Origin of the sequence: Natronococcus sp. A-GB1 (assembly GCF_029688845.1) — an archaeon.
In the GTDB taxonomy this organism is placed as follows: Archaea; Halobacteriota; Halobacteria; order Halobacteriales; family Natrialbaceae; genus Natronococcus.
Genome location: NZ_JARUKW010000003.1, coordinates 13,191 through 36,106, shown reverse-complemented (window position 1 = coordinate 36,106; position 22,916 = coordinate 13,191). Strand labels below are relative to the sequence as shown.

General features: G+C 66.9%; 15 protein-coding genes. 7 read left to right on the top strand and 8 right to left on the bottom strand.

The window, feature by feature from the left end:
- Positions 1-150: 150 nt before the first annotated feature.
- Both QA600_RS04610 and QA600_RS04605 read right to left on the bottom strand, forming a co-directional pair.
- Positions 151-1,122: an NADPH:quinone oxidoreductase family protein gene (locus QA600_RS04610; RefSeq protein ID WP_278290789.1), complete on the bottom strand. Its 972-nt coding sequence runs from the start codon at positions 1,120-1,122 to the stop codon at positions 151-153.
- 88 nt (positions 1,123-1,210) lie between these two features.
- The gene (locus tag QA600_RS04605; RefSeq protein WP_278290788.1) at positions 1,211-2,719 is read right to left on the bottom strand and encodes an alpha-amylase family glycosyl hydrolase; all 1,509 of its coding nucleotides are present in this window, start codon (positions 2,717-2,719) and stop codon (positions 1,211-1,213) included.
- Positions 2,720-2,902: 183 nt separating this feature from the next.
- On the opposite strand from QA600_RS04605, the gene proS reads away from it, so the two are divergent.
- Both proS and gltB read left to right on the top strand, forming a co-directional pair.
- On the top strand, positions 2,903-4,384 hold the full coding sequence (gene proS, locus QA600_RS04600; protein ID WP_278290787.1) for a proline--tRNA ligase: 1,482 nt from the start codon (positions 2,903-2,905) through the stop codon (positions 4,382-4,384).
- A gap of 385 nt (positions 4,385-4,769) precedes the next feature.
- Positions 4,770-9,317 carry a glutamate synthase large subunit gene (gltB, locus tag QA600_RS04595; RefSeq protein WP_278290785.1) on the top strand — a complete coding sequence of 1,516 codons (4,548 nt, stop codon included), beginning with the start codon at positions 4,770-4,772 and terminating at the stop codon, positions 9,315-9,317.
- 116 nt (positions 9,318-9,433) lie between these two features.
- On the opposite strand, the gene QA600_RS04590 is transcribed toward gltB, so the two are convergent.
- The 3 genes from QA600_RS04590 to QA600_RS04580 all read right to left on the bottom strand — a co-directional run bounded on the left by QA600_RS04590 (position 9,434) and on the right by QA600_RS04580 (position 11,465).
- Positions 9,434-10,231, bottom strand: a complete 798-nt coding sequence (locus QA600_RS04590; RefSeq protein ID WP_278290784.1) for a hypothetical protein — start codon at positions 10,229-10,231, stop codon at positions 9,434-9,436.
- A gap of 182 nt (positions 10,232-10,413) precedes the next feature.
- Positions 10,414-11,007: a peroxidase-related enzyme gene (locus tag QA600_RS04585; RefSeq protein ID WP_278290783.1), complete on the bottom strand. Its 594-nt coding sequence runs from the start codon at positions 11,005-11,007 to the stop codon at positions 10,414-10,416.
- Between the two features lie 32 nt (positions 11,008-11,039).
- Entirely contained in the window at positions 11,040-11,465 is a 426-nt protein-coding gene (locus QA600_RS04580; RefSeq protein ID WP_278290782.1) for a GIY-YIG nuclease family protein, read from the bottom strand.
- A 125-nt stretch (positions 11,466-11,590) separates the two neighbouring features.
- On the opposite strand from QA600_RS04580, the gene QA600_RS04575 reads away from it, so the two are divergent.
- Both QA600_RS04575 and QA600_RS04570 read left to right on the top strand, forming a co-directional pair.
- Positions 11,591-12,580, top strand: coding sequence for an NAD-dependent epimerase/dehydratase family protein (locus tag QA600_RS04575; RefSeq protein ID WP_278290781.1), 990 nt, complete (start codon positions 11,591-11,593; stop codon positions 12,578-12,580).
- A gap of 83 nt (positions 12,581-12,663) precedes the next feature.
- On the top strand, positions 12,664-13,725 hold the full coding sequence (locus tag QA600_RS04570; RefSeq protein WP_278290780.1) for an NAD(P)-dependent glycerol-1-phosphate dehydrogenase: 1,062 nt from the start codon (positions 12,664-12,666) through the stop codon (positions 13,723-13,725).
- A 77-nt stretch (positions 13,726-13,802) separates the two neighbouring features.
- Here the strand turns inward: QA600_RS04570 and QA600_RS04565 are convergent, their stop codons facing one another.
- The 3 genes from QA600_RS04565 to QA600_RS04555 form a co-directional block, all read right to left on the bottom strand.
- Positions 13,803-14,837, bottom strand: a complete 1,035-nt coding sequence (locus tag QA600_RS04565; RefSeq protein ID WP_278290779.1) for a lysylphosphatidylglycerol synthase transmembrane domain-containing protein — start codon at positions 14,835-14,837, stop codon at positions 13,803-13,805.
- Positions 14,838-15,005: 168 nt separating this feature from the next.
- Positions 15,006-17,102, bottom strand: coding sequence for a hypothetical protein (locus tag QA600_RS04560; RefSeq protein WP_278290778.1), 2,097 nt, complete (start codon positions 17,100-17,102; stop codon positions 15,006-15,008).
- A 412-nt stretch (positions 17,103-17,514) separates the two neighbouring features.
- A complete protein-coding gene (locus tag QA600_RS04555; protein ID WP_278290777.1) occupies positions 17,515-19,347 on the bottom strand; it encodes a S9 family peptidase in 1,833 nt (610 codons plus the stop codon).
- 182 nt (positions 19,348-19,529) lie between these two features.
- Here QA600_RS04555 and QA600_RS04550 point away from each other — a divergent pair, with 182 nt between their 5' ends.
- The 3 genes from QA600_RS04550 to QA600_RS04540 all read left to right on the top strand — a co-directional run bounded on the left by QA600_RS04550 (position 19,530) and on the right by QA600_RS04540 (position 22,888).
- Positions 19,530-20,135 (top strand): hypothetical protein, encoded by a 606-nt coding sequence (locus QA600_RS04550; RefSeq protein WP_278290776.1) that lies wholly within the window; start codon positions 19,530-19,532, stop codon positions 20,133-20,135.
- A 137-nt stretch (positions 20,136-20,272) separates the two neighbouring features.
- On the top strand, positions 20,273-20,998 hold the full coding sequence (gene yqeC, locus QA600_RS04545; protein ID WP_278290775.1) for a selenium cofactor biosynthesis protein YqeC: 726 nt from the start codon (positions 20,273-20,275) through the stop codon (positions 20,996-20,998).
- Between the two features lie 150 nt (positions 20,999-21,148).
- Positions 21,149-22,888, top strand: a complete 1,740-nt coding sequence (locus tag QA600_RS04540; protein ID WP_278290774.1) for an aldehyde ferredoxin oxidoreductase C-terminal domain-containing protein — start codon at positions 21,149-21,151, stop codon at positions 22,886-22,888.
- Positions 22,889-22,916 lie beyond the last annotated feature (28 nt).

The following is a 22,916-nucleotide window of genomic DNA, read 5'->3' as shown; positions in this document are numbered from 1 at the left end:
GAGCAGATGTTTCGATAGTACTGCCGACCTCTGTTATCGACGATCCAGGTGTGTCGGTACGTGGTCGATACGGTCGTCGCTGACTACTCAACGGTATCGCTCCCGGAGTAGGGCGCGGTCGACGGCTCGCCGGCTACAGCTCGTTGGTAACTACGGCTTCAACAGGACCTTTCCGGAGCTCTTGCGATCCTCGATGTACCGGTGGGCGTCGGCGGCCTCCTCGAGCGGGAACGACTCGCCGACGATCACCTCGAGGTCGCCGCTCGCGAATCCCTCCGTCAGGTCGGGGACGGCCTGCATGATCCGACTCGGGTCGTGCATCGCGGCCTGGCCGAGGTGGAAGCCGCGGACGCTCTTGTTCTCGAACAGCAGGCGCCTATTCTCCGCGCTCGCGGGCTCGCCGCTCGCCACGCCGAAGGTGACCATGCGACCGAAGTGTGCCATCGCGTCGAGGCTGCGCTCGAAGACGTCGCCGCCGACCGACTCGAGGACGAGGTTGACGCCCTCGCCGTCGGTCTCGGCCTCGACGGTCTCGCGGAAGTCGGTCTCGGTGTACTTGATCGGGTGGTCACAGCCCAGATCGGCCGCGACCTCGAGTTTCTCCTCGCTGCTGGCCGTGCCGAACACCTCCGCGCCGGCGTTCGACGCCAGCTGGACGGCCGCCGTGCCGACCCCGCCTGCGGCGGCCTGGATCAGCACTGATTCGCCTTCCTCGAGTTCGCCCCACCCGAACAGACACGAGTGGGCGGTGAGGAACTGGACGGGGAAGCCGGCGGCCTCCTCGAAGCTCATTCCCTCGGGGATCGGGAACAGCATCTGGGCGTTCGCGGTGGCGTACTCCGCGTAGCCGCCGCGGTCGAGCATCGTGACGACCCGGTCGCCCTCGTCCAGATCGACGCCCTCGCCAGTTGCATCAACTGTCCCTGCGGCCTCCATGCCGGGAACGTAGGGCGCCTCGGGGCCGCCCGGGTAGACGCCGCGTCGCTGCATGACGTCGGCGAAATTGATCCCCGCGGCCTCGATCTCGATTCGAACCTCGCCGGCGTCGGGCTCGGGTACGTCCCGATCGACGAACTCGAGTTCGTCGCTGTCGCCGTACTCCGTTACCTCGATGGCCTTCATAGGTTACCACTCGTAACGAGCGCGTATAAACGTCCGAGAACAGGAAACGGGATGTCGAGCGTTTCTTCGCGACCTCGACCTCGATTCCTCAGTCGTCGTCGGACAGGGGCTCCGGATCGGCGGGTGGCGCCGGCTCGCCCGGTGGGTTGGGATCCGCGGGCACACCGTCATCGGGCGCGTACATTACCCACCCCTCGGCGGGGACGGTGATCTCGACCGCACACCGGGCGTCGGTCCGCACGTCGTCGCCGTCGCCGGCGAAATCCGCGAGTCGCTCGTTTCGCCAGTCGGTCTCGACGGTCACCGTGCGATCCTCGTCGGTCGTGTTGATTCCGGCCAGCAGGTTCCCCTCGCGCTCGAAGACGTAGAGGTTTTCGTCGACGTGACGGTCGATCACGTCGCCTCGAGCGAGGGTTCGCGAGACCTCGACGAGCGCCCGGAGGTCGTCGTCCTCGAGTTCCGGTCGGTCCTCGGCGCCGCCGCGGTAGAGCATCGGCATGCCGGCATACGCGAGGACGAACGCCTCGGCGAGCTCGACGGCCCGTCCCTCGGGCTCGTTCGGTTCGACCTCGGGACCAACCGTATCGTGGTTCTGGACGAACGTGACGGCGGCCTCGGGTCGTTCGTGGACGACGCCACGCGCGGTCTCCTGTGAGAGCTCCTCCATGCTGCCGTCCTCGAAGGCCTCCATGATCGCGTTGTACAGCGGGAAGTCGAAGACGGTCATCCCGGTGTCGGCGAACTCGAGCAGGTGACCGACGTCGTCGTCCCAGACCTCGCCGACCCGCCAGAGATCGAGTTCGTCTGCCCACCGGTTGACGTACTCCTCGAAGTACCACGGCCAGACGTGGGCCGCGGCGTCGATCCGCAGCCCGTCCGCGCCGAGGTCGGCGATCTTCCGGAGGTAGGCCTCGTGGGCCTCTCGTACCTCGGGGTGCTCGACGTCTAACGACGGTAGGGCGAGCAGATCGCACTCGTACATCTCCGCCTCCTCGCCCTCGAGTTCGCAGCCGTCACCCAAGGTGCCGTAGTCGTGGAAGTGCTCGTCGAGGTCGAACTGCGGGTACTCGACCTCGCCGTCGGGGCCGTCTGGGTTGGCCATGTGGTTCAGGACGATGTCGACGATCACGTCGATGTCGTGGTCGTGGGCGGTCTCGATCAGCGAGGCGAGCTCGTCCTCGGTGCCGTGGGCGGAGTCGAAGTCCCGGAGGTCGACGGGCTGGTAGCCCAGCGGCGGATGGGGGTCCCGTTCGCGACCGTAGACGGATTCCTCCCCCTCGTAGAACCCCTCCTGGTCCTCGTAGGTTAGATTTTCCCAGCTGAGCTTCGAGACGGCGGGCTGGGGGATCCAGATCGCGCTCACTCCGAGTTCGGCGACGCGCTCGAGGTCGGCCTCGATCTCGGTCCACTCGCGGTGGAAGTACTGGTAGCCGACGCCGTCATCGGGGGCCGTCGCCCCCTCGGAGCGGGCGGCCGCACTGGTCGACCCGATCGTTACCCCTGTAAGGGCGAGCGCGCCGACGGCGGCGCTCGAGCGCAGGACGCTCCGTCGGTCGATACCTGCCGCATCGCTCGTGTGGCTGTGATTCCGTCGCATTCGTTCCCTGCTATAATCTATGGTGTAATAATACATAATGATTTTAATTCGGTTTCGAACGACAGTTATCAACGGCCGAAATACTTCATCGAACGAATACGCCCGGTCGAACGAACCGACGCGATCGGCGGCGGGCGGTCCCAAACGGGGCCCATTTATTGCTCCGGTCACGAAGATGGCGGTATGAGCGACGAGAGTCAGGAGCTCGGGATTACCGAGACGAAATCGCACAAGCCCGGCGAGTGGTACGCCGAGGTCGTTCAGAAGGCGAACCTCGCCGACTACGCCCCGATGGGCGGCTTCATCGTCACGAAACCGCGCGGGTACGCGATCTGGGAGGGGATCCAGGACGCACTCGACAGCCGATTCAAGGCCACCGGCGTCGACAACGTCTACTTCCCGATGTTCATCCCCGAGAGCTTCCTCGAGCGCGAGAAGGACGTCGTCGAGGGCTTCGACCCCGAGGTCGCCTGGGTCACCCAGGGCGGCCACGAGGAACTCGAGGAGCGACTCGCCGTCCGGCCCACGAGCGAGTCGATCATCGCCCCGTTCATGGCCGACTGGACCCGCAGCCACCGCGACCTGCCGCTGCGAATCAACCAGTGGTGCTCGGTCGTCCGGTGGGAGGCCACCGAGACGAAGCCGTTCTTCCGGACGAAGGAGTTCATGTGGCAGGAGGGCCACACCGCCCACGCCGACGACGAGGGCGCCTGGGAGGAGGTCTGGACCCGTCTGGACCAGTACGAAGAAGTGTACGAGGACGTCCTGGCGATCCCGGTCTTGCGGGGCAAGAAGCCCGAACACGACAAGTTCCCCGGCGCCGATACGACGACGACCGTCGAGGCGCTGATGCCCGACGGGAAGTCGGTCCAGGGGGCGACGAGCCACAACCTCGGCCAGTCCTTTGCGGAGGCGTTCGACATCACCTTCGCCGACGAGGACGAGGACGAACAGACCGCCTACACGACCTCGTGGGGGCTGTCCTGGCGCGCGATCGGTGCCCTGATCATGACCCACTCGGACGACCAGGGCCTCGTGCTCCCGCCGACGATCGCGCCGACCCAGGTCGCGATCGTTCCGATCTGGCAGGCCGACACCAAGGAGGACGTCCTCGAGTACTCCCAGGAGATCGCGGACGAGCTCGAGGACGCCGGCGTTCGGGTCGAACTCGACGACCGTGACGAGCGCAACCCCGGCTTCAAGTTCAACGAGCACGAACTCAACGGCGTCCCGCTGCGACTCGAGATCGGCCCCAACGAGGCCGACGACGGCGAGGTGACGCTGGTTCACCGCCCCGACAGCGAGAAGTCCGTCGCCGACCGCGAGGGGATCGTCGACACCGTCGACGACCACCTCGACACCGTCTTCGACAAGCTGTACGACGCGGCCGAGGAGAACCTCGCGGAGAACGTCCGCGAAGCCCACAGCCCCGAGGACATCCTCGGCACGATCGGCAAACACGGCGGCTACGTGAAAACGCCGTGGTGTGGCGATCAGGCCTGCGAGGAGGCGATCAAGGAGAAGATCGCCGCCGAGATCGTCATGCAACCGCTCGAGGACGAGGGCGGCCAATCTGCGGGCGAGGTCGTCGAACCCGACGACGACGAGTGTGGCGTCTGCGGGGAGTCCGCCGATGAGGTCGCCTACTTCGCGAAGAGCTACTGACGAACACCCCGTCTTCGGGCGATTGCCCGGTCCGTCCGTCTCTGGATGCCTAACTCTTTAACCAAATAGTCCTTACCGTCCAGGAACGATGTACGAGTGTGGTGTTCACTCTGGTGGGTGAACACTACGTGCCTCTGACACCTTTCCGTGCTACCCGTCCGACGATAGCGACTGATTTCTCCGTCGTTCGAACGGTCCTCGTCCGATCGCCCGAAAACCGAATCTCCCAGCTGACGCCGTTTCGAACCTGTCATCGGACGAATGACACCTGCCGGGTCGTGCAGTATAAATCATTCCATTATAGATTATACTCCCTTATATGTGTTTATAATACACTTAGTCATTATGGAGCACCCTCTTATAGGAGATCTCCAAAGGAGAGTGCATGTCACAGCCACACATTCCGAACACCGATCGTGCTTCGGGGCTTGCCGACCCGGCGGACGAACGATCGAACTGCGGTGTCGGCGTCGTCATGGATCTCGATGGGGAGGGCGGTCACGACGTCGTCGCGGACGGATTGGATCTGCTGGTAAACCTCGAGCATCGCGGCACGACCGGTGCCGAGAGCAACACTGGTGATGGCGCCGGCATCATGCTTCAGCGGCCCGACGCCTTCTTCGCCGACGTTCTCGATGCGGCTCTCCCCGACACCTACGCGGTCGGTTCGTTCTTCTTCCCGACCGACGAGGCGGCTCGCGAGGAACTCGCCTCGATCGTCGAGGACGCCCTCGCCGACTACGACCTCGAGGTTCTCGAGTGGCGCGACGTCCCCACCGACAACGCCGACCTCGGCGCAACCGCGCTCGACTCCGAACCCGATGTCTGGCAGATGGCTGTCGCGCCCACAGACGACGTTTCCGGCGAGGCGTTCGACCGCCGACTGTACGTTGCCCGGCGGGCACTCGAGAACGCGGTTGCGAACGCCGACGTCGAGAACAAAGAACGGTTCTACGTCTGCTCGCTCGACTCGAAGACGATCGTCTACAAGGGGCTGCTCAAGGGCGAGCAGGTCGCCTCCTACTACCAGGATCTGACCGACGAGCGCCTCGGGTCGACGTTCGCGATGGTCCACGAGCGGTTCTCGACGAACACGCTCGGAGCCTGGCACCTCGCTCATCCCTACCGCAACATCATCCACAACGGCGAGTTCAACACCATCAGGGGGAACATCAACTGGATGCGCGCCCGGGAGACGGACCTCGAGAGCGAGGCTCTCGAAGATCTCGAGGCCGTCAAACCGATCATCGACGACCCCGATCAGTCGGACACGGCGAGCGTCGACAACGCCCTCGAACTGCTGATGCAGGACGGCCGGGACCTCGAGCACGCGCTTCGGATGCTCGTTCCCGAGGCCTGGCGTGGCAACGACGCGATGGACCAGGACCGCAAGGACTGGTACGACTTCCACGCCTCGCTCGTCGAGCCGTGGGACGGTCCCGCACTGGTCGCGGCGACCGACGGCGAACGCGTCGGTGCGGTCCTCGACCGTAACGGCCTGCGACCGTGTCGCTACGACGTCACGACGGACAACCGGCTGATTATGGCCAGCGAGGCCGGCGCACTCGAGACCGATGCCTCGGAGATCGCCGAGCGCGGTCGACTCCAGCCCGGACAGCTGTTCCTCGCCGATCCCGAGGAAGGACGGGTCATCCCCGATGACGAAGTTTTCGAGGACCTGACCGACGACCGCTACGGCGAGTGGGTCGAGCGAGAACAGGTCGACCTCGACGACATCGTCGCGACTGGCGACAGTTCGCCTCGACAGTCGGTCGCCGCGCTCCGGAACCAGCAGGCGGCCTTCGGCTACACACACGACGAACTCGAGAACATGATCGAGCCGATGACCAAGAAGGGGAAAGACCCCGTCGGCTCGATGGGCGACGACACGCCACTGTCCGTCCTGACGGAGTTCAACCGGCCTCTCTTTACGTACTTCAAGCAGCTGTTCGCGCAGGTGACGAACCCGCCGCTTGACTACATCCGCGAGGAGCTGGTCACCTCGATGGAGAGCCGGCTGGGCTACCAGCGAAACCTGCTCGCCGAATCGCCCGAACACGCCCGCCAGCTCGTGCTCGATTCGCCGATCCTCACGGACGCCGAACTCGAGTCGATCCGCGACTGCTCGGCCAACGGTATTACGACGGCGACGATCGACATCACTTACGAACTCGAGAGCGACGAGCCGGGCGCGGATCTCGAGGCCGCTATCGAGCGCGTCCGCGAGGATGCTGTCGACGCGATCGAGGCGGGTCACGAGGTACTGATCCTCTCGGATCGCGGCGTCGACGCCGATCGCGCGGCGATCCCGAGCCTGCTGGCAACCGGTGGCGTCCACCACCATCTCGTCCGCAACGGACTTCGCAACCACGTCGGCCTCGTTGTCGAATCCGCCGACCCTCGAACCGTCCACCACTTCGCGACGCTTGTCGGCTACGGCGCGGGCGCGGTCAACCCGTACCTGGCCTACCAGACGATCGCGGACATCACGGCTGGCCCGGACGGCGCCGAGACCGAACTCGCGATCGACGCCTACGTCGACGCCGTCGAGGACGGCCTCCTGAAGGTCATGGCCAAGATGGGAATCTCGACGGTCGAGAGCTACCAGGGCGCCCAGATCTTCGAGGCTGTCGGCCTCGACAGCGACCTGGTCGACGACTACTTCGAGGGCACCGAGAACCGGACCGAGGGCGTCGGACTCGCCGAACTCGAGGCCGACGTCCGCGAGCGCCACGAGGCAGCCTTCGGCGGCGAGGAGTCGAAACTCGACCGCCACGGCGAGTTCGAACATCGCTCGAGCGGGATCCACCACCAGTGGAACCCCGACACCGTCGGCGCGCTCCAGCAGTCGGTACGCGCGAACGACTACGAGCGATACCAGGAGTTCGCGGCCCAGATCAACGACCAGAACGAGAACCTCCAGACGCTACGGGGCCTGCTCGAGTTCGACGCCGATCGGGAGTCGATCCCGGTCGAGGAGGTCGAGCCGATCAAGGATATCGTCACGCGATTCTCGACGGCCGCGATGAGTCTCGGGAGCCTTTCGCCGGAGGCCCACGAGAACAACTCGATCGCGATGAACCGCATCGGCGGCAAATCGAACTCCGGCGAGGGCGGAGAACCGCCAGAACGGTTCGATACCGAACGCGAGTGTAACGTCAAGCAGGTCGCCTCCGGCCGCTTCGGCGTTACCTCGACGTACCTCTCTTCCGCCGACGAGCTCCAGATCAAGATGGCCCAGGGGAGCAAGCCCGGCGAGGGCGGCCATCTCCCTGGCGAGAAGGTCAACGAGATGATCGCCCACGTCCGAAAATCGACACCGGGCGTCGGCCTCATCTCGCCGCCGCCGCTGCACGACATCTACTCGATCGAGGACCTGAAGCAGCTGATCTTCGACCTCAAAGCGGCCAACGAGGACGCCGACATCAACGTCAAGCTCGTCAGCGAGGCGGGGATCGGCACCATCGCGGCCGGCGTCGCGAAGGCTAACGCCGACGTGGTCCACATTTCGGGTCACTCCGGCGGCACCGGGGCATCGCCCCGTACCTCGATCAAGAGCGCCGGCCTCCCCTGGGAGCTCGGCCTCGCTGAAGCGAACCAGATGCTCCGCCAGACGGGACTGCGCGACCGGATTCGGGTCTCGACCGACGGCGGGATGAAGACGGGCCGGGACGTCGCCGTCGCCGCCCTCCTCGGTGCGGAGGAGTACGTCTTCGGCACTGCCCCGCTTGTCACCTCCGGCTGCGTGATGGCCCGCCAGTGTCACAAGAACACCTGCCCAGTCGGCGTCGCGACCCAGCGCGAGGACCTCCGGAAGCGCTTCCCCGGCGAGCCCGAGCACGTCATCAACTACATGACGTTCATCGCCCAGGAGCTACGCGAGATCATGGCCGAGCTCGGCTTCGAGACGGTCGACGAGATGATCGGCCACGTCGAGGTGCTCGAGCAACGCACCGACGTCGAGCACCCGAAGGCCCGCAACGTCGACCTCTCGGCCGTGCTGGCCGAGCCCGCGGGCGACGTCCGCCACAAGATCCGCGATCAGGATCACGAGCTCGAGGATCAGGTCGACCGCGACCTGATCGAGGCCGCGAGCGAGGCGATCGAGGATCAAGAGCCCGTCTCCCTCGCGGCCGACGTGACTAACGTCGATCGCACCGTCGGCGCGATGCTCTCGAACCGCATCACCGACCGCTACGGCGAGCCCGGACTGCCCGAGGACACCGTTACCGTCGACCTCGAGGGCACCGCCGGACAGAGCTTCGGTGCGTTCCTCGCCAGCGGCGTCTCGATGCACCTCGAGGGCAGCTCCAACGACTACGTCGGCAAGGGGCTCTCGGGCGGCAAGATCACCGTTCGGACGCCCGACACCGCCGCCTACGACCCGACCGAGAACGTCGCGATCGGAAACGTTGCGCTCTATGGTGCGACCGACGGCCAGCTGTACGTCAACGGTGTTGCCGGCGAGCGCTTCGCGGTGCGTAACTCCGGCGCGAAGGCCGTCGTCGAGGGCGTCGGCGACCATGGCTGCGAGTACATGACCGGCGGCGTCGTCGCCGTGCTCGGCGACACCGGCAAGAACTTCGCGGCCGGGATGTCCGGCGGCGTCGCCTACGTCTACGACCCCGACGCCGACTTCGCCGACCGCGCCAACACCGGGATGGTCTCGCTGCACGACAACCTCGAGGAGCGCGACGTCGAGATGCTGCGCCGACTCGTCGAGAACCACGTCGCCTACACGGGCTCCGAGCGCGGTCGCGAACTGCTCGAGAACTGGGAGCGCGCCCTCGAGTCGTTCGTGAAGGTGATGCCCGAGGCCTACCACGAGGCGATCACCGAGCAGGGCAGCGACGACGTCCGCAGCGAACTGCCGGGCGCGCCCGAGACGCCCGCCGACGCCGAATCGACGGAGTTCGCCGCGAGCGACGACTGATCCGCGATCGAGCCTCTTTTTCTCTAGTCGTCGGCGTTCATGTACGACATCGCGTAGGCGACCAGCGCGCAGTTGAGCGTGACCAGGGCGCCGCTCGGGAGAGTCGCGGTCACCCGTCAATCGTCTCTGACGTCGACGGCTATAGAGTCGAGCGTAGCTGCCAGTACCGCCATTAGGCCGGCGAGAACCGTGACGATAGCCACGAACCGATCGGCTCGAGTCGTGGTGGTGTGAACCCGCGGCGACGCACGACCGGAGACGATTCCGGGCGAAGGCACGGCCTCGGCGGACCGATAAGCGGGCTCCCGCCGGTCCCACTGCGACGAACAGCGCTCGTAGTCGTACGAGGATACCAGCGGAGACATCGAAATTTTGTCGTCGGTGATCGACACAGTGACCCCGTCCATCACTTCGACTTTGGGTGCCGGAACCTCCCACGACTTCGTCTCCCGCCGTCCGTCCTCGAGTTCGATCGCGACGTCGTAGGTGCCGAACGCGTCGACCGTGGGCACGTCTTGCCAGTCGTCGGGAGCGACCGTCGTGCCCTCCTCGAGGAGTAGTTCGCCGTCTCCACCGTCGGTGACCGTTACCGTCGCCGCGATCGTTTCGTCGGTCTCGTTTCGGACGGTGACGTCTCGTGGCGAGGCGAACGCCGTCCGGCGTTCGAACGAGAGCCGTCGGGTCTTACCCTCGTGATCGTGTGGGCCGTCGTTCTTCCAGAGCGGTACACCGTCGCCGACGGCCCGGCGGTACCGGAGTTCGCCGTCGGTTTCGTACGCGCCGTCTTCGAACGCGGGGTCGACCTCGGCCGCGAGGTAGTCGGGGACCTCGTCGTAATCGACGAACGGCGCATTGCACTCCGCGTATTCACCGCCCCGAATTCCGGGATCGTCGGAACGGTCCCGTTTTGACATTGTCCGTATCCGTCGTCGGGGAATTGTCTGCTCTCGAGGCCGCGTCGAGACAGCCTCCGACGACGAGACTCGTAGCTGCTGCACCGAGGAGGGGACGTCGGTTCATGTCGGATATCGGACTTGCGGGCCGATCGAACAAGTACTTTTAGAAGGGTGAAACGTGCGTTTGAGCGTCGCGGCCGCTACCGCCCGAGCGTGTGGAACTCGTCGTTTGGGCGCATCCCGGCGAACATCGCCAGCCGGTTGCTCAGGTTGTAAAACGCCGTCACCGAGGCGATGTCCCACAGCGCCTCCTCGCTGAAGCCGGCCTCGCGCAGCGCCTCGAGATCCTCCGCTTCGACCTCGGTCGGTCGCTCGGTGAGTTTCACGGCGACGTCTAACATCGTCCGATGGGTATCGTTGATATCGGCGGTTCGGTAGTTCGCGACCAGCTGGTCGGCGAGTAACGGATCGTCGGCGTAGATCCGCACGAGCGCGCCGTGGGCGACGTTGCAGTAGTAGCAGTGGTTGACGCCGGAGACGGCGACCACGATCATCTCGATCTCCTCGCGCTCGAGGGCGGTGTCCTCGACCAAGGCGTCGTGGTACTCGAAGAAGGCCCGGAAGTGCGAGGGCTTGTAGGCGAGCGCGGAGAATACGTTGGGTGTGAAGCCGGCACGCTCGGTCTCCTCGGCGATCCGCTCCTGGAGATCCTCCGAGAGGTCCTCGTAGTCGGGAACTGGGAATCGATCCATCGCGTCGTCGCGCAGTTCGGGGTCGGCGTCCGTCTTGGACATGGTTCCGGGTTCGCGGGCGACCCGTATAACGTCTAGTCGGCTCGGGACCGGGTCTCGAGAACGCCCCCTGCCTCGTCGGCCGCATCGAGCAGCGCCTCGAGACCGGGCGTCTCGAGCAGGTGTGATCGACAGTCGCAGTCCGAGGCGCCGAACTCGGGGACCGTTTCACCCGGAAGCACACCGGCGAGTTCGCACTCCCGGTCGGCGTCGGGAAACCGTGCGGTCGCGGCGAGGCTCGTCGCCTCGTGACCGAGCAGGTAGTCGACGTGCCAGTGGCGAACGTCGCGTTCCCCTCGAGCCAGTTCGCGATGGCGGTCGAGGCGAGCGAACCCGCCGGGGCCGAACGCGCTGCCGACGTAGGCGTACGTTTCGGCCACAAACTCGAGCATCCCGAGTGCGCCGACCTCGAGGCTCAGCGGTCGATCGACGCCGATCGCGAGGACGTAGGTCCCGCCCATACCCGATCTCGACTCGCCCCGACCAAAACGTCGCCGACTCGACTCGAGCGCCGCACTCGGCCACGACGGTTCGCCCGAACCGTCGGCTTCGCTACCGTTTTCCGTTCCAGCGACGACGACCGCACATGGACGACGCACTCGTTATTGGCGGCACGCGCTTCATCGGTCGTCACCTCGTCGAGGAACTGCTCGAACACGGCTACGACGTGACGCTCCTCAACCGCGGGAGTCACGAGAACCCCTTCGCCGACGACGACCGCGTCCGTCGGATCGAGGGCAATCGAACGAACGACTCGGCGCTCGAGGCGGCTGCGCTCGAGGTCGACCCCGACGCCGTCTTCGACTGCGTCGCCTACTACCCGAAGGACGTCCAGGCGGCGACCCGGATCTTCGACGACTGCGAGGCGTACGTCTTCGTCTCGAGCGGGGCGGCCTACGGCCGCGAGGAGATCCCCAAGCGGGAGGACGAGACCCCGCTCGCGGACTGCAGCCCGGAGCAGGCGGTCGACGACTCCGGCGCGACCTACGGTCCCCGCAAGGCCGAGGGTGATCGTGCGGTGTTCGCCGCCGCGGAGCGAGGCGTCCGGGCCATGTCCGTCCGACCCTGCATCGTCTACGGCCCTCACGACTACACCGAGCGACTCGACTTCTGGATCGACCGCGTCAACCGCTTCGATCGGGTCGTCGTCCCCGGCGACGGGACGAACCTCTGGCACCGCGCGTACGTCGGGGACGTCGCCAGTGCTCTGCGGATCGTCGCCGAACGCGGCGACGCCGGCGAAGCCTACAACGTCGGCGACAGGCGGCTCGTCACGCTCGAGGAGATGGTAGTCCTGATCGCCGACCAGCTGGACACCACGGTGGAGGTCGTCACCGCCGGTCCCCGCGAGCTCGAGGCGGGCGCCATCGAGCCCGACGACTACGTGCTCTATCGGGAGTATCCCCACGTCCTCTCGACCGCCAAACTCGCGGCACTTGGCTGGGAGTCGACGCCGATCGGCGAGGCGATGGCCCGCTCGGTCGAAGACCACCTCGAGAGCGACCGCGACGGGAGCGAACACGAGCCCGACCGCGAGAGCGAAGAGCGCGTGCTGGGGATTCTCGACACCTTCTGACTCCCGACTGCGTCTCGAGTCCTCGTCGCCGGTCGTGTCGGCGAGCAACAACACGTATATCCCGGTGGTGACTCAGCTACCGTATGTTCGAGAAGTCCACGTGGATTCGCCTTCCGCGGAACGTCATCGTCGGCCACGACGTACTGTCGGGTGTCGTCGACGCCGTGGACGAACTCCACCTGCAGGGACGGCCGCTGTTCGTGACCAGCCCGACGCCGCGTCGGGTCGCGGCAGAACCGATCGCGGCCGACTTCGAGGCCGCCGGCATCGAGCCCGCGGTCGTCAGCGTTGAGTCCGCGTCGTTCGACGCCGTCGAGGAAGTGATCGAGACCGCCGAGGCCGAGGAGGTCTCCTACCTCGTCGGCATCGGTGGCGGGAAGGCGATCGACATCGCGAAGATGGCCAGCGAACACCTCGAGATGGGGTTTCTCTCCGTGCCGACCGCGGCCAGCCACGACGGGATCGTCAGCAACCGCGGCTCGGTGCCCGACGGCGACACCCGCCACAGCGTCGCCGCCGAGCCGCCGCTCGCCGTGATCGCCGACACGGGCGTCCTCGCGGAGGCCCCCTGGGAACTGACGACGGCGGGCTGTGCCGACATCATCTCGAACTACACCGCCGTCATGGACTGGCGGCTGGCCCGTCGGCTCCAGAACGTCGAGTACTCCGAGTACGCCGCCGCGCTCTCGGAGATGACCGCCGAGATCCTCGTCGACAACGCCGACCACGTCCGGCCCGGGCTCGAGGAGTCGGCCTGGATCGTCACCAAGGCGCTGATGTCCTCGGGCGTCGCGATGAGCATCGCCGGCTCCTCGAGACCCGCCAGCGGCGCCGAGCACCTCTTCTCACACCAGCTCGATCGTCTCGCGCCCGGAACGGCCCTGCACGGCCACCAGGTCGGCGTCGGCTCGATCGTAACCGCCTACCTCCACGGCGGCGAGCGAGGCATCTGGAAGGACATTCGGGACGCGCTCGACAGCATCGACGCGCCGACGACGGCGGCCGAACTCGGCATCGACGACGAGACGGTGATCGAGGCGTTGACGACCTGCCACGAGATCCGCGACCGCTACACGATCCTGGGGAACGGGATGAACGAGCGGGCCGCTCGAGAGGTTGCGACGAAGACGGGCGTCATCGACTAGCGTTTTGAGCGCCGAATGCAGGGACGAAGCGAACCTCGTCAACGGGTTCGCCACTGTAGTTCGGGCTTGAGACGCTATCAGAGGCCGCGATCGATCGGAAGCGCGGGCTTCGTTCCGAACACCGAGACCAGCACGGCCACAGCCCCGCTGATCGCGAAGTGTGCCCAGTAGGTCGTCAGCCGGTAGAGGATCGCCCCCGCGGTCGCGACGTCGGCTGGAACCCCGGCGGTCGCGACCAGCAGGCTCGCCAGCACGACCTCGATCCCGCCGCTGCCGCCGGGCAGCGGAACGATCCCGCCGAAGGAGGCCAGCGGCGCACAGACGAGCACCAGCGCCAGCGGAACGTCGACGCCGAGCGCGAGCAGTCCGAAGTACAGAGGCAAGGCGTTGAGCAGCCAGCTCGCGACCGCGATCCCGAACGCAGCGACGAGCGTGCGTCGGGAGGCCTGGATCGCCTCGAGCGTTCCGAAGAAGCCGTCGATCCGGTTCGTGAGATGCCCCTCGACGCTCGGAAGCCGCGGGAGGGAGCCGATGGCGGTCTCGCAGCGGGCCGCGAATCCGAACGAGACCCGGCGTGCGACGCCGCGGTTGAACATGACGACCAGGGCGCCGGCGGTGAGCAATCCGCCGCCGCCGGCGACCGCGAGGCTGCCAATGACGGTATCGATCGACCCGCCGCCGACGGTGGCGAAGATCGCGATGCCGATTCCGGCGAGCACCAGACTTCCGACGAGGTTGAACCCCTCCGCGGCGGCGACGACCGCCAGGTTGTCCTCGAACTCCGAGTCGGAGTCCCGCGCGAGCAGGAACGCCATCACAGGCGTTCCGGTCGAACGACCCCACGGAAGGGCACTCCGGGCAAAATAACCCGAGAGGTACGCCGTCGCGAACGTCGTTCCGCTCGCCGCGCCGTCGATCGGCGCCAGCAGCCGTTTGACCAGCGCGCCCCGAAGTGCGAGCATCCCGAGACCCGCGACGAGGGCGCCCGCGAGCGTGACGGGATGCGCCGCTCGGACGTGTTCGAGCACCTCGTTCCAGCCGACGCCGGTGACAAACAGTCCCACGACGCCGACTGCAACGACGAGTCCGGCGACCGCTCGCCGCCACTGCATGGACGCCCCTACAGATTCGACGCTAAAAACGTCGGTGGAATCGGAGTCCTGAATGTCTCTCTCGAGTGTGTGTTCGGTGACTCGAGAGGTTGATTGAGGTCCCACTTCGGAGATGAGATTCGCGCGGGGCCACTGGCTGGTACGGCGGGTTCGATCCGACCGGAACGGTTACCGACGGTCGCGCTCGAGGACCGTCCCCTCGCCGCCGACCGCGATATCGAGGAAGTCGTCGGTCAGGACGACGTCCCGTAGCTCGGCGTCGGTCGGCGTCTCGTCGGCCTCCCAGCCGTACAGCCGTCGGGTGGCCGCCGTTCCGCTCGCGCCGACGGCGACGCCGCGGTCGTTGCGTCGGTCCACTCCGAGGAGTTCTCCGTCGGCGGCGGCCTTCTTCGTCCAGACGGCGCCGTTGTACCGGAACGTCGAACCGTCACCACCTGCGGCGTGAACGTCGTCGTCGCTCGCGGCGACGTCGGTGAGCGCGACGCTCCCCCCGTCGATACCGATCTCTTCCCAGCTCTCCCCGGCGTCGTCGCTGCGGTAGATTTTCGAGTTCGTGTCGGAGACGTAGACCGTCGCGTCGTCGAGGAAGCTCGCTCCTCCAACACTGGAGCCGCCGCCGGGTTCGACGACGTCGCCCCAGTCGACGGACTCGCCGTCGTACTCGCCGGGAAGGACCTCGCCGGAGCCGTTCGCGAGGACGACCCGCTCGCTACCCGCGTCGCCACCGACGGCAACCGCTTCCCAGGTACTCGTCATCTCCATCGGTGCGGAGAAGTCCTCGAGTTCGTCGTCCGCGAGGTCGTAGCGGCCGACGACGCCGCTACCGCCGGCGACCCAGGCGACGTCGCCGTCGGCGGTCGCCGCGGCGTCGTTTAGCGGGCTCTCGTTACCCGTCGGGCCGTCGTCGGCGACGACGTACCACTCGCCGTCCTCCCGACGGAGTACGCGACCGCCCTCGCCGGCGGCGATCGGCGAACTCGCGGCTGCAGCGCCGTACAGCGCGCTCCCGATCGGGACGTCTACTACCGACCACTCCCGGTCGGAGAGACGCAGTGGCGACACCTCGAGCCCGTTGACCGAGACGTTCAACTGCGGAAGTGGGCCTCGAGAGACCTCGAAGTCGTCGATTCGACCGTCGAAGGCGAACTCGTGTTCGTCGCCGTTGCCGAGAGTCCCCTCGACAGTGCCGTCTTCGATCTCCGTATCCGCATCGAGCGCCGCGATCTCGCCGTTGACCTCGAGGGTGTACTCGATCGGTGCGGGGACCTCCTTCGAGAGCGTGATCGTCTGTGGGAGGTCCGTCCCCTCGGGATAACTTCCCTGCTCGATCGCGGTCGCGGACGCGCCGACCGCGACGTCGAGGAAACCGTCGGTACCGAGCGCCGCACCCCGGAGGTCGCTCTCGGCGGGCTGTACAGTTTCTTCCCACGTTTCGTCGTCCGTCCGCTCGTAAACGAACCCGCTGGCGCCGACGGCCAGCCCGTCGCCGTCGTTCCGGGAGACGGCGAGGACCGTCTCCTCGCCGACGTCGGCCTCGTCCCAGCCGGGATCGTTGTACTCGTAGATGAAGCCGCTCTCGCCGACTGCGGTTGCGTCGCTCTCGCCTGCGGCCGCGATGTCCTCGAGTCCGACCTCGGCGACGTACACGCCCTCCTCGCTCCAGGACTCGCCGCCGTCGGTCGTCTCGTAGACCGATCCCTCGGAGTCGGCGACGAAGCCAGCGTCGCGCTCGTAGAGCGCGACGCCGGTGATCGTCGTTCCGGCTCCTGGTTCGATCACCGTACCCCAGTCGACGCCGCCGTCGTCCGTGAGTTCGCCGGGGAGAGCCTCGCCAGAACCGTTCGCGAGAACGACCCGTTCCTCGCCCGCGTCGCCGGCGACGTCGAGCGCTTCCCAGGTGCTGGTCTTCTCGCTCGTGTCGCCGTCTTCGTCCTCAACTTCGGGCGCGGAGTAGTCGGTGAGCTGGTGGGCCTCGACGTCGTAGCGGCCGATGACGCCGCTACCCCCGGCGAACCAGACGTGGCGCCCGTCGTCGGTGACCGCGATATCGTTCAGGGGGTTCGACTCCGTCGTCGGACCGACCTCGATGATCGGCTCCCAGCCGGTGACCCGGCGAGCGAGGACGACGCCGCCCTCGCCGGCGGCGACCGGTCCGTGGCTCGAGATCGCCGTACCCGAGAGTTCCACGTCCGACGGGACGTCCGCTTCGGTCCAGTCGTCGTCCGACTCCGCGCTCGCGGGGCCGGCGCCGAGTCCCCCGGCCACGAGGGCCGCTCCGGTCAGCTTCAGCACGGTACGACGCGTCGTGTTTCCGTCTCTGGTAACCATCGTTGGAATTAGTGTCTACTCGGCCGGTTTCGCGACGATTCCTCTCTCGGATCGGACTGTCTGGTTCCCGTGTCGTTGCGTCTGAGAGGAAAACCCGATGGGAATAAAATAAACGTTTGGCTTGAATGAATATAGTTGTTTGATTATCTAGCGAATCGTGGAAAATTGCCCCAATTTCCGAACACCTAACAAAACAGTGTTTCGTTCGAGCTACTTCCAGAGGTGAGAAATGTTGGGCGTCTACAGTGTGCTTGACGCATCCGGAGACACCGCTACGCGGTCGGTCTCACGCGAGGACACTGGTGTTGGCGGATCCGCAGTCGTCGAAACGACGAGTGGGAAGGGATCGTCAGACGTGCTCGTCGAGGAAGTCGGCGATCGCCGAGTAGGCCTCGATGCGGTTCTCGAGCTTCGAAAAGCCGTGGCCCTCGTCGTCGAAGATCAGCTTGCGGACCGGGACGCCCTGTTGTTCGGCCTGCTCGGCGATCTGTTCGGCCTCGCCGACCGGCACGCGGGGATCGTTCTCGCCGTGGAGGACGAACAGCGGCGCCGCGATGTGCTCGATGTTGCTGGTCGGCGAGATCTCCTCGAGGAACTCGCGGTCCTCGGCGAGGCTGCCGTACTCGGCTTCACGCAGCTCGCGGCGCCAGTCGCCGGTGTTCTCGAGGAACGTGACGAAGTTGGCGATACCGACGATGTCGATCCCTGCGGCCCACAGGTCGGGGTACTCGGTCATCGACGCGAGCACCATGAAACCGCCGTAGGAGCCGCCCTTGGCGACGATCCGGTCGGGGTCGACAGCCTCGTGGCCCTGCAGCCACTCGACGCAGGCCCGGATGTCGGCCACGGAGTCCATCCGCTTCTCGACGTCGTCTAAGGCGGCGTAGTCGGCGCCGTACCCCGCCGATCCCCGGACGTTGGGCTCGAAGTAGGCGTAGCCGCGATCGAGGAAGTACTGCTTGACGCTCGAGAACGACGGCCGGCGCTGGCTCTCGGGGCCGCCGTGGATGTCGACGATAACGGGGACGCCCTCGCCGGTTTCGGTCTCGCTCGCCTCGTCTTCGCTGGGAAGCGTGAGGAACCCGGGCACTCCCAGTCCATCGAAACTCTCGACGTGGACGAGTTCCGACTCGTCGAACGTCTCGGGCGGGATCCCGCCCGTCGGCGCCGCCGTCCAGCGCTCGGTCTCGCCGGTCTCGACGTCGACCACGAAGGCGTTCGTGTTGACCGTATCCCCGGTCGTCGAGATGGCGAAGCGCTCGGCGTCGGGATCGAAGCTTACGCCGCCGGCAACCCCGCCCGGCAGATCCGGTTCCGGGAAGGTCTCGAACTCGGTCGGCTCATTGGCGTCGAACTCGCCGACGGTGAGGTCGGTGTAGCCCTCGACGTTCTTCGAGTAGACGAACCGGCCCGTCTCGTCGTCCAGCGCGATCCCGTCGACGTTCCACTCCCCGTCGTCGACGACCGTTTCGAGCTCGCCGCTTGCAAGGTCGAGGTACGCGAGGTAGAGCGTGTCGGCGTCGCCCTCGTCGGTCACGAGATAGATCCCCTCGCCGTCGGGCGCCCAGCTCGCGCCCTGATAGCGGACGTCGCCCTCGTGGGGCGTGAGGTGTTCGAGTTCCTCGCTCTCGAGGTCGAGCACGTAGAGGTCCTGATCGAAGTTGGAGTACGCCTGCGAGACCAGCAGCCGGGAGTCGTCGGGGCTCCAGCCCGCCAGCGAGAGCCAGCCGTCGCCCTCGTAGACGAGCTCGGCCCCGTCTCCGATCGCGTCGCGATCCTGGACGTAGATGTCGAAGACGGACTCGTCGCGACGGTTGGAGGCGAACGCGAACCGCTCGCCATCGTGGCTCCAGCCGCCCCAGCGGTGTTTCGCGTCGGGCATCGCGGTCAGGTTCTCGATCTCGCCGGTGTCGGCGTCGAGCCGGTAGAGCTGGGCGCGCTCGTTGCCGCCCTCGTCCATCCCGAAGATCAGCTCGGGGCGCTCGGGTGACCAGGAGACGAAGGTCACCCGCTCGTCGTAGAACGTGCGCTGCTCGGGCCACTCGCGGGGTCCCTCGAGCGTCCAGACCTGGGCGGTGCCGGTCGTGTCCATCAGGAAGGAGAGTCGCTCGCCGTCGGGACCGAAGGAGGCCCCGTAGGCGCTGCGAACGTTGAGGTAGCGTTCGATGTCGTAGCGTCCCATGGGACGGTGGTACGAACGCGACCCGGTAGTCGTTTCGGTCCCGGAACCCGGCGACCGCCCCGGGTAGTCGCCGCCTACGCCCGACGACGCGGAGCCGACCCGTCGACGCTGTCGTCACGTCTCAGACGAGCGAAGGTTTGCGGTGCTTAACAATACCGATCAGGGTGCGTACGTCGAGTACGATGTCGGGAACGCGCGGGTACGACCGGGAGCCGGACGGGGGATCCGTCGGCGCGCTGCTCGTCACGACGGTCGCCGTCCTCGTCGTCTTCGGGATGACGATCGCCGGCGTTACCCTCGGGCTCGGGGTCAGCGGCGACACCTCGAGCGCCGAGACGGACGCGGAGACCGAGGACCTGCCGGGACTCGAGGACGATCCCGCCGAGATGATCGACGCCACCGATTCGGACGACGAGGCCGAGGATGACGAAGACGAAGACCCCGAGGACGAGGGAGGCGATGACGACGACAACGAGACGGAAGAGATCGACTGGGACGAGCTCGAGGACGACGGGAACGAAACCGACGACGGGACCGACGGCAACGAGACGGCCGACAACGAAACCGACGGGAACGAATCGGCGACTGACGACGACGATGACGATGAAGCGGATGACGACGAAGACGACGACGAGGCAGATGATGATGGTGACGATGAGGAAGACGAAGAGGACGAAGCGGACGACGACGATGAGGACGATGACGATGACGACGATGACGATGGGGACGATGACGATGACGACGACGATGATGATGAGGACGACGACGACGACGATGACGACGACTGACGGCAGGGGATCGAGCACCCTCGCCGATCACGTGAACGAGGCGACGGACGCGAGCTAACCGACGCAGCTCCCGTCGGCGCCGCGTCGGTCGAACGCGCAGCTACAAGTGCGCCCGCTTCGATGCTTCGGGTATCGCTATGGATCTTCCCGAGGCGCTGACCGCTCGCGGCAACGTCACCTGCGTCGTCGGCGCGGGCGGCAAGAAGTCGACACTGTACGCGCTCGCGGACCGACTCGAGCGTGCGGTCGTCACCGCCACCGTTCGCATCCCGCCGTTCGAGGAACAGGTCGAGGACGTGATCGTCACGGATCGTCCGCTCGAGGCGATCGACTCGGCAGAGTCGTGGCCGATCGGTCTCGTCGCCGGCCGCGAGGGATCGGACCGCTACCTCGGCTACGATCCCGAAACGGTCGACGACTTCGTGGCCGACCTCGGGCCGGAGACCTCGGTGGTGGTCAAGGCCGACGGCGCCCGCACCCGCTGGTTCAAGGCGCCGAACGACGACGAGCCGCAGCTGCCGACCGCGACCGACGTCGTCGTCCCCATCGCGAGCGCGAAGATCGTCGGCGAGCGACTCGTCGAGGAGCACGTCCACCGCCCCGAGCGGGTCGCGGCGCTCACCGACCTCGAGCCCGGCGATCGGATCTCGGCGAGCGACGTCGCGACCGTGGTGACGAGCGACCGAGGCGGCTGCAAGGACGTGCCCGACGGCGCCACAGTGATCCCGCTCGTGAACATGGTCGACACACCCGAACTCGAGGAGACGGCCCGCGAGATCGCCGACGAGATCCGCGAGCGACGGGACGTGCCCCGGGTCGTTCTCGCGCAGTTGCTCGAGGATCGGGTCGTCGACGTCGTCTGATACGGTTTGCTGTAACGATTTACCGGTGGGACCGCGATCCGTCCTGCGGTCCCACCGGAAATGACTTACAGCAGACAGTATGAATCCAGGCGACGGCGCTCGCAGCCGAGAGCTTTAACTATCGCTCGGCGGTTACGATTACGGGACTGCATGGAAACGGGGGAGACTCTCGTCCGCGTCGATCTCGCGGCCGAGTCCGTCGCGTCCGAACCGGTACCCGAATCGTGGCGCCGAAAGTACGTCGGCGGGAAGGGACTCGGCGCCCGCTACCTCTACGAGGAGCTCGAGCCAGGGACGGATCCGTTAGGCGACGACAACGTCCTGTTGTTTCTCACCGGCCCACTAACCGGTCTCCTGCCGGGCGAGCAACGCTCCGTCGTCATCACCAAATCGCCGCTGACCGGAGCCTTTCTCGACTCCTACGCGGGCGGCTCGATGGCCGATCGGCTCGCGGGCTCGCTGGGCGACCACGTCGGGATCCTCGTCACCGGTCGGGCGGACCGCCCCGTCAGACTCGAGATCGAAGGTGGCGAGGTCTTCATCGAGCCGGCCGAGGACTGGTGGGGGCTCGACGCCCGCGAGACCGACGAGCGAGCGGGCGAGGCCGCGGTCGCCTGCATCGGCCCCGCGGGCGAGAACGGCGTCTCCTACGCAACGATCGCCTCCGACGGCGGCGACCACCACGCCGGCCGGGGCGGCGCGGGCGCGGTGATGGGTGCAAAGCGGCTGAAGGCGCTGGTCGCCCGCGGCGATCCGCCCGAACTCGACGCGGATCTCCGCGAGCTCCACCGGCGGTACGAGGAGGCGTTCGCGACCGACGACACCGGCCGCTGGCAGGCCGCCAGCGAGACCGTCGAGACGCTCGACTTCGCGAACGAGGTCGGCGTCCTGCCGACCCGCGGCTGGCAGGAAGGCCGGTTCGACGGCGCCGACGGGATCGGGATCGAGGCCGTCCGCGACGCCGCCCACGACCGCGAGCGATCCGACGAGCCGGTTCCGGGCGGGTTCCAGGTCGAGAGCGACGACGGCGACAGCGTTCCGCGAGGATCGACCCCGATCTCGCTGGGCGCGGGCCTGGGGATCGACGACTTCGACGCCGTCGCCACCCTCGGCTCGGTCTGCGATCGGCTCGCGCTCGACGTCATCTCGGGGGGCAACGCCGTCGCCTGGGCGATCCGCGCGAGCCAGGAGGGGCTGATCGATCGCGACCTCGAGTTCGGCGACGAGGAGGGTGCCCGCGAGCTGATCGAGGAGATTACCCACCGCTCGAGCCCGCTGGGCGAGACGCTGGCCGACGGCGTCGACGCGGTCGCGGCCGAGTACGGCGGCGACGACCTGATCCCCTCGGTGAAGGGGATGGCGCTACCGGCCTACGACCCCCGCGGCGCGTCCGCGATGGCGCTTGCCTACGCGACCAGCGATCGCGGGGCCTGTCACCGCCGCGCACGACCGGTGGAGGTCGAGGCGCTGGGCGGCACCGACTGGAACGCCGTCGACCGCGTGAACAGGGTGATCGCCGAGCAGGACCGCCGCGCCGTGCTCTGGAGCCTGATCGCCGACGACTTCTTCGGCGAGGCGCTCTCGGCGACGCTGGGTGCCGACTGGCTCGCGGCCGTCGACCGCGAGTACGAGCCCGAGGAGCTGCGTCGGGTCGGCGAGCGCATCTGGACGCTGATCCGACTGTTCAACTGTCGCGAGGGCTTTACGCGGGAGGACGACACGCTCCCCCAGCGGCTCACGGAGCCGCTCGAGGGCGGCCCCAACGACGGTGTGGCGATCGACGCGGCCAGCTTCGAGGAGACCCTCGAGCGGTACTACGAACGCCGGGGGTGGGACGACGGCATCCCGACCGACCGAACCCTCGAGCGACTCGACCTCGAGGAGCTGTAGCATCGGCTACTGTGCGCTGTAGCGGGTG

Excerpts from the sequence above, each read along its gene's own strand:
- QA600_RS04610 (WP_278290789.1), bottom strand. The coding sequence starts at position 1,122 with ATGAAGGCCATCGAGGTAACGGAGTACGGCGACAGCGACGAACTCGAG.
- QA600_RS04605 (WP_278290788.1), bottom strand. The coding sequence starts at position 2,719 with ATGCGACGGAATCACAGCCACACGAGCGATGCGGCAGGTATCGACCGA.
- proS (WP_278290787.1), top strand. The coding sequence starts at position 2,903 with ATGAGCGACGAGAGTCAGGAGCTCGGGATTACCGAGACGAAATCGCAC.
- gltB (WP_278290785.1), top strand. The coding sequence starts at position 4,770 with ATGTCACAGCCACACATTCCGAACACCGATCGTGCTTCGGGGCTTGCC.
- QA600_RS04590 (WP_278290784.1), bottom strand. The coding sequence starts at position 10,231 with ATGTCAAAACGGGACCGTTCCGACGATCCCGGAATTCGGGGCGGTGAA.
- QA600_RS04585 (WP_278290783.1), bottom strand. The coding sequence starts at position 11,007 with ATGTCCAAGACGGACGCCGACCCCGAACTGCGCGACGACGCGATGGAT.
- QA600_RS04580 (WP_278290782.1), bottom strand. The coding sequence starts at position 11,465 with ATGGGCGGGACCTACGTCCTCGCGATCGGCGTCGATCGACCGCTGAGC.
- QA600_RS04575 (WP_278290781.1), top strand. The coding sequence starts at position 11,591 with ATGGACGACGCACTCGTTATTGGCGGCACGCGCTTCATCGGTCGTCAC.
- QA600_RS04570 (WP_278290780.1), top strand. The coding sequence starts at position 12,664 with ATGTTCGAGAAGTCCACGTGGATTCGCCTTCCGCGGAACGTCATCGTC.
- QA600_RS04565 (WP_278290779.1), bottom strand. The coding sequence starts at position 14,837 with ATGCAGTGGCGGCGAGCGGTCGCCGGACTCGTCGTTGCAGTCGGCGTC.
- QA600_RS04555 (WP_278290777.1), bottom strand. The coding sequence starts at position 19,347 with ATGGGACGCTACGACATCGAACGCTACCTCAACGTTCGCAGCGCCTAC.
- QA600_RS04550 (WP_278290776.1), top strand. The coding sequence starts at position 19,530 with ATGTCGGGAACGCGCGGGTACGACCGGGAGCCGGACGGGGGATCCGTC.
- yqeC (WP_278290775.1), top strand. The coding sequence starts at position 20,273 with ATGGATCTTCCCGAGGCGCTGACCGCTCGCGGCAACGTCACCTGCGTC.
- QA600_RS04540 (WP_278290774.1), top strand. The coding sequence starts at position 21,149 with ATGGAAACGGGGGAGACTCTCGTCCGCGTCGATCTCGCGGCCGAGTCC.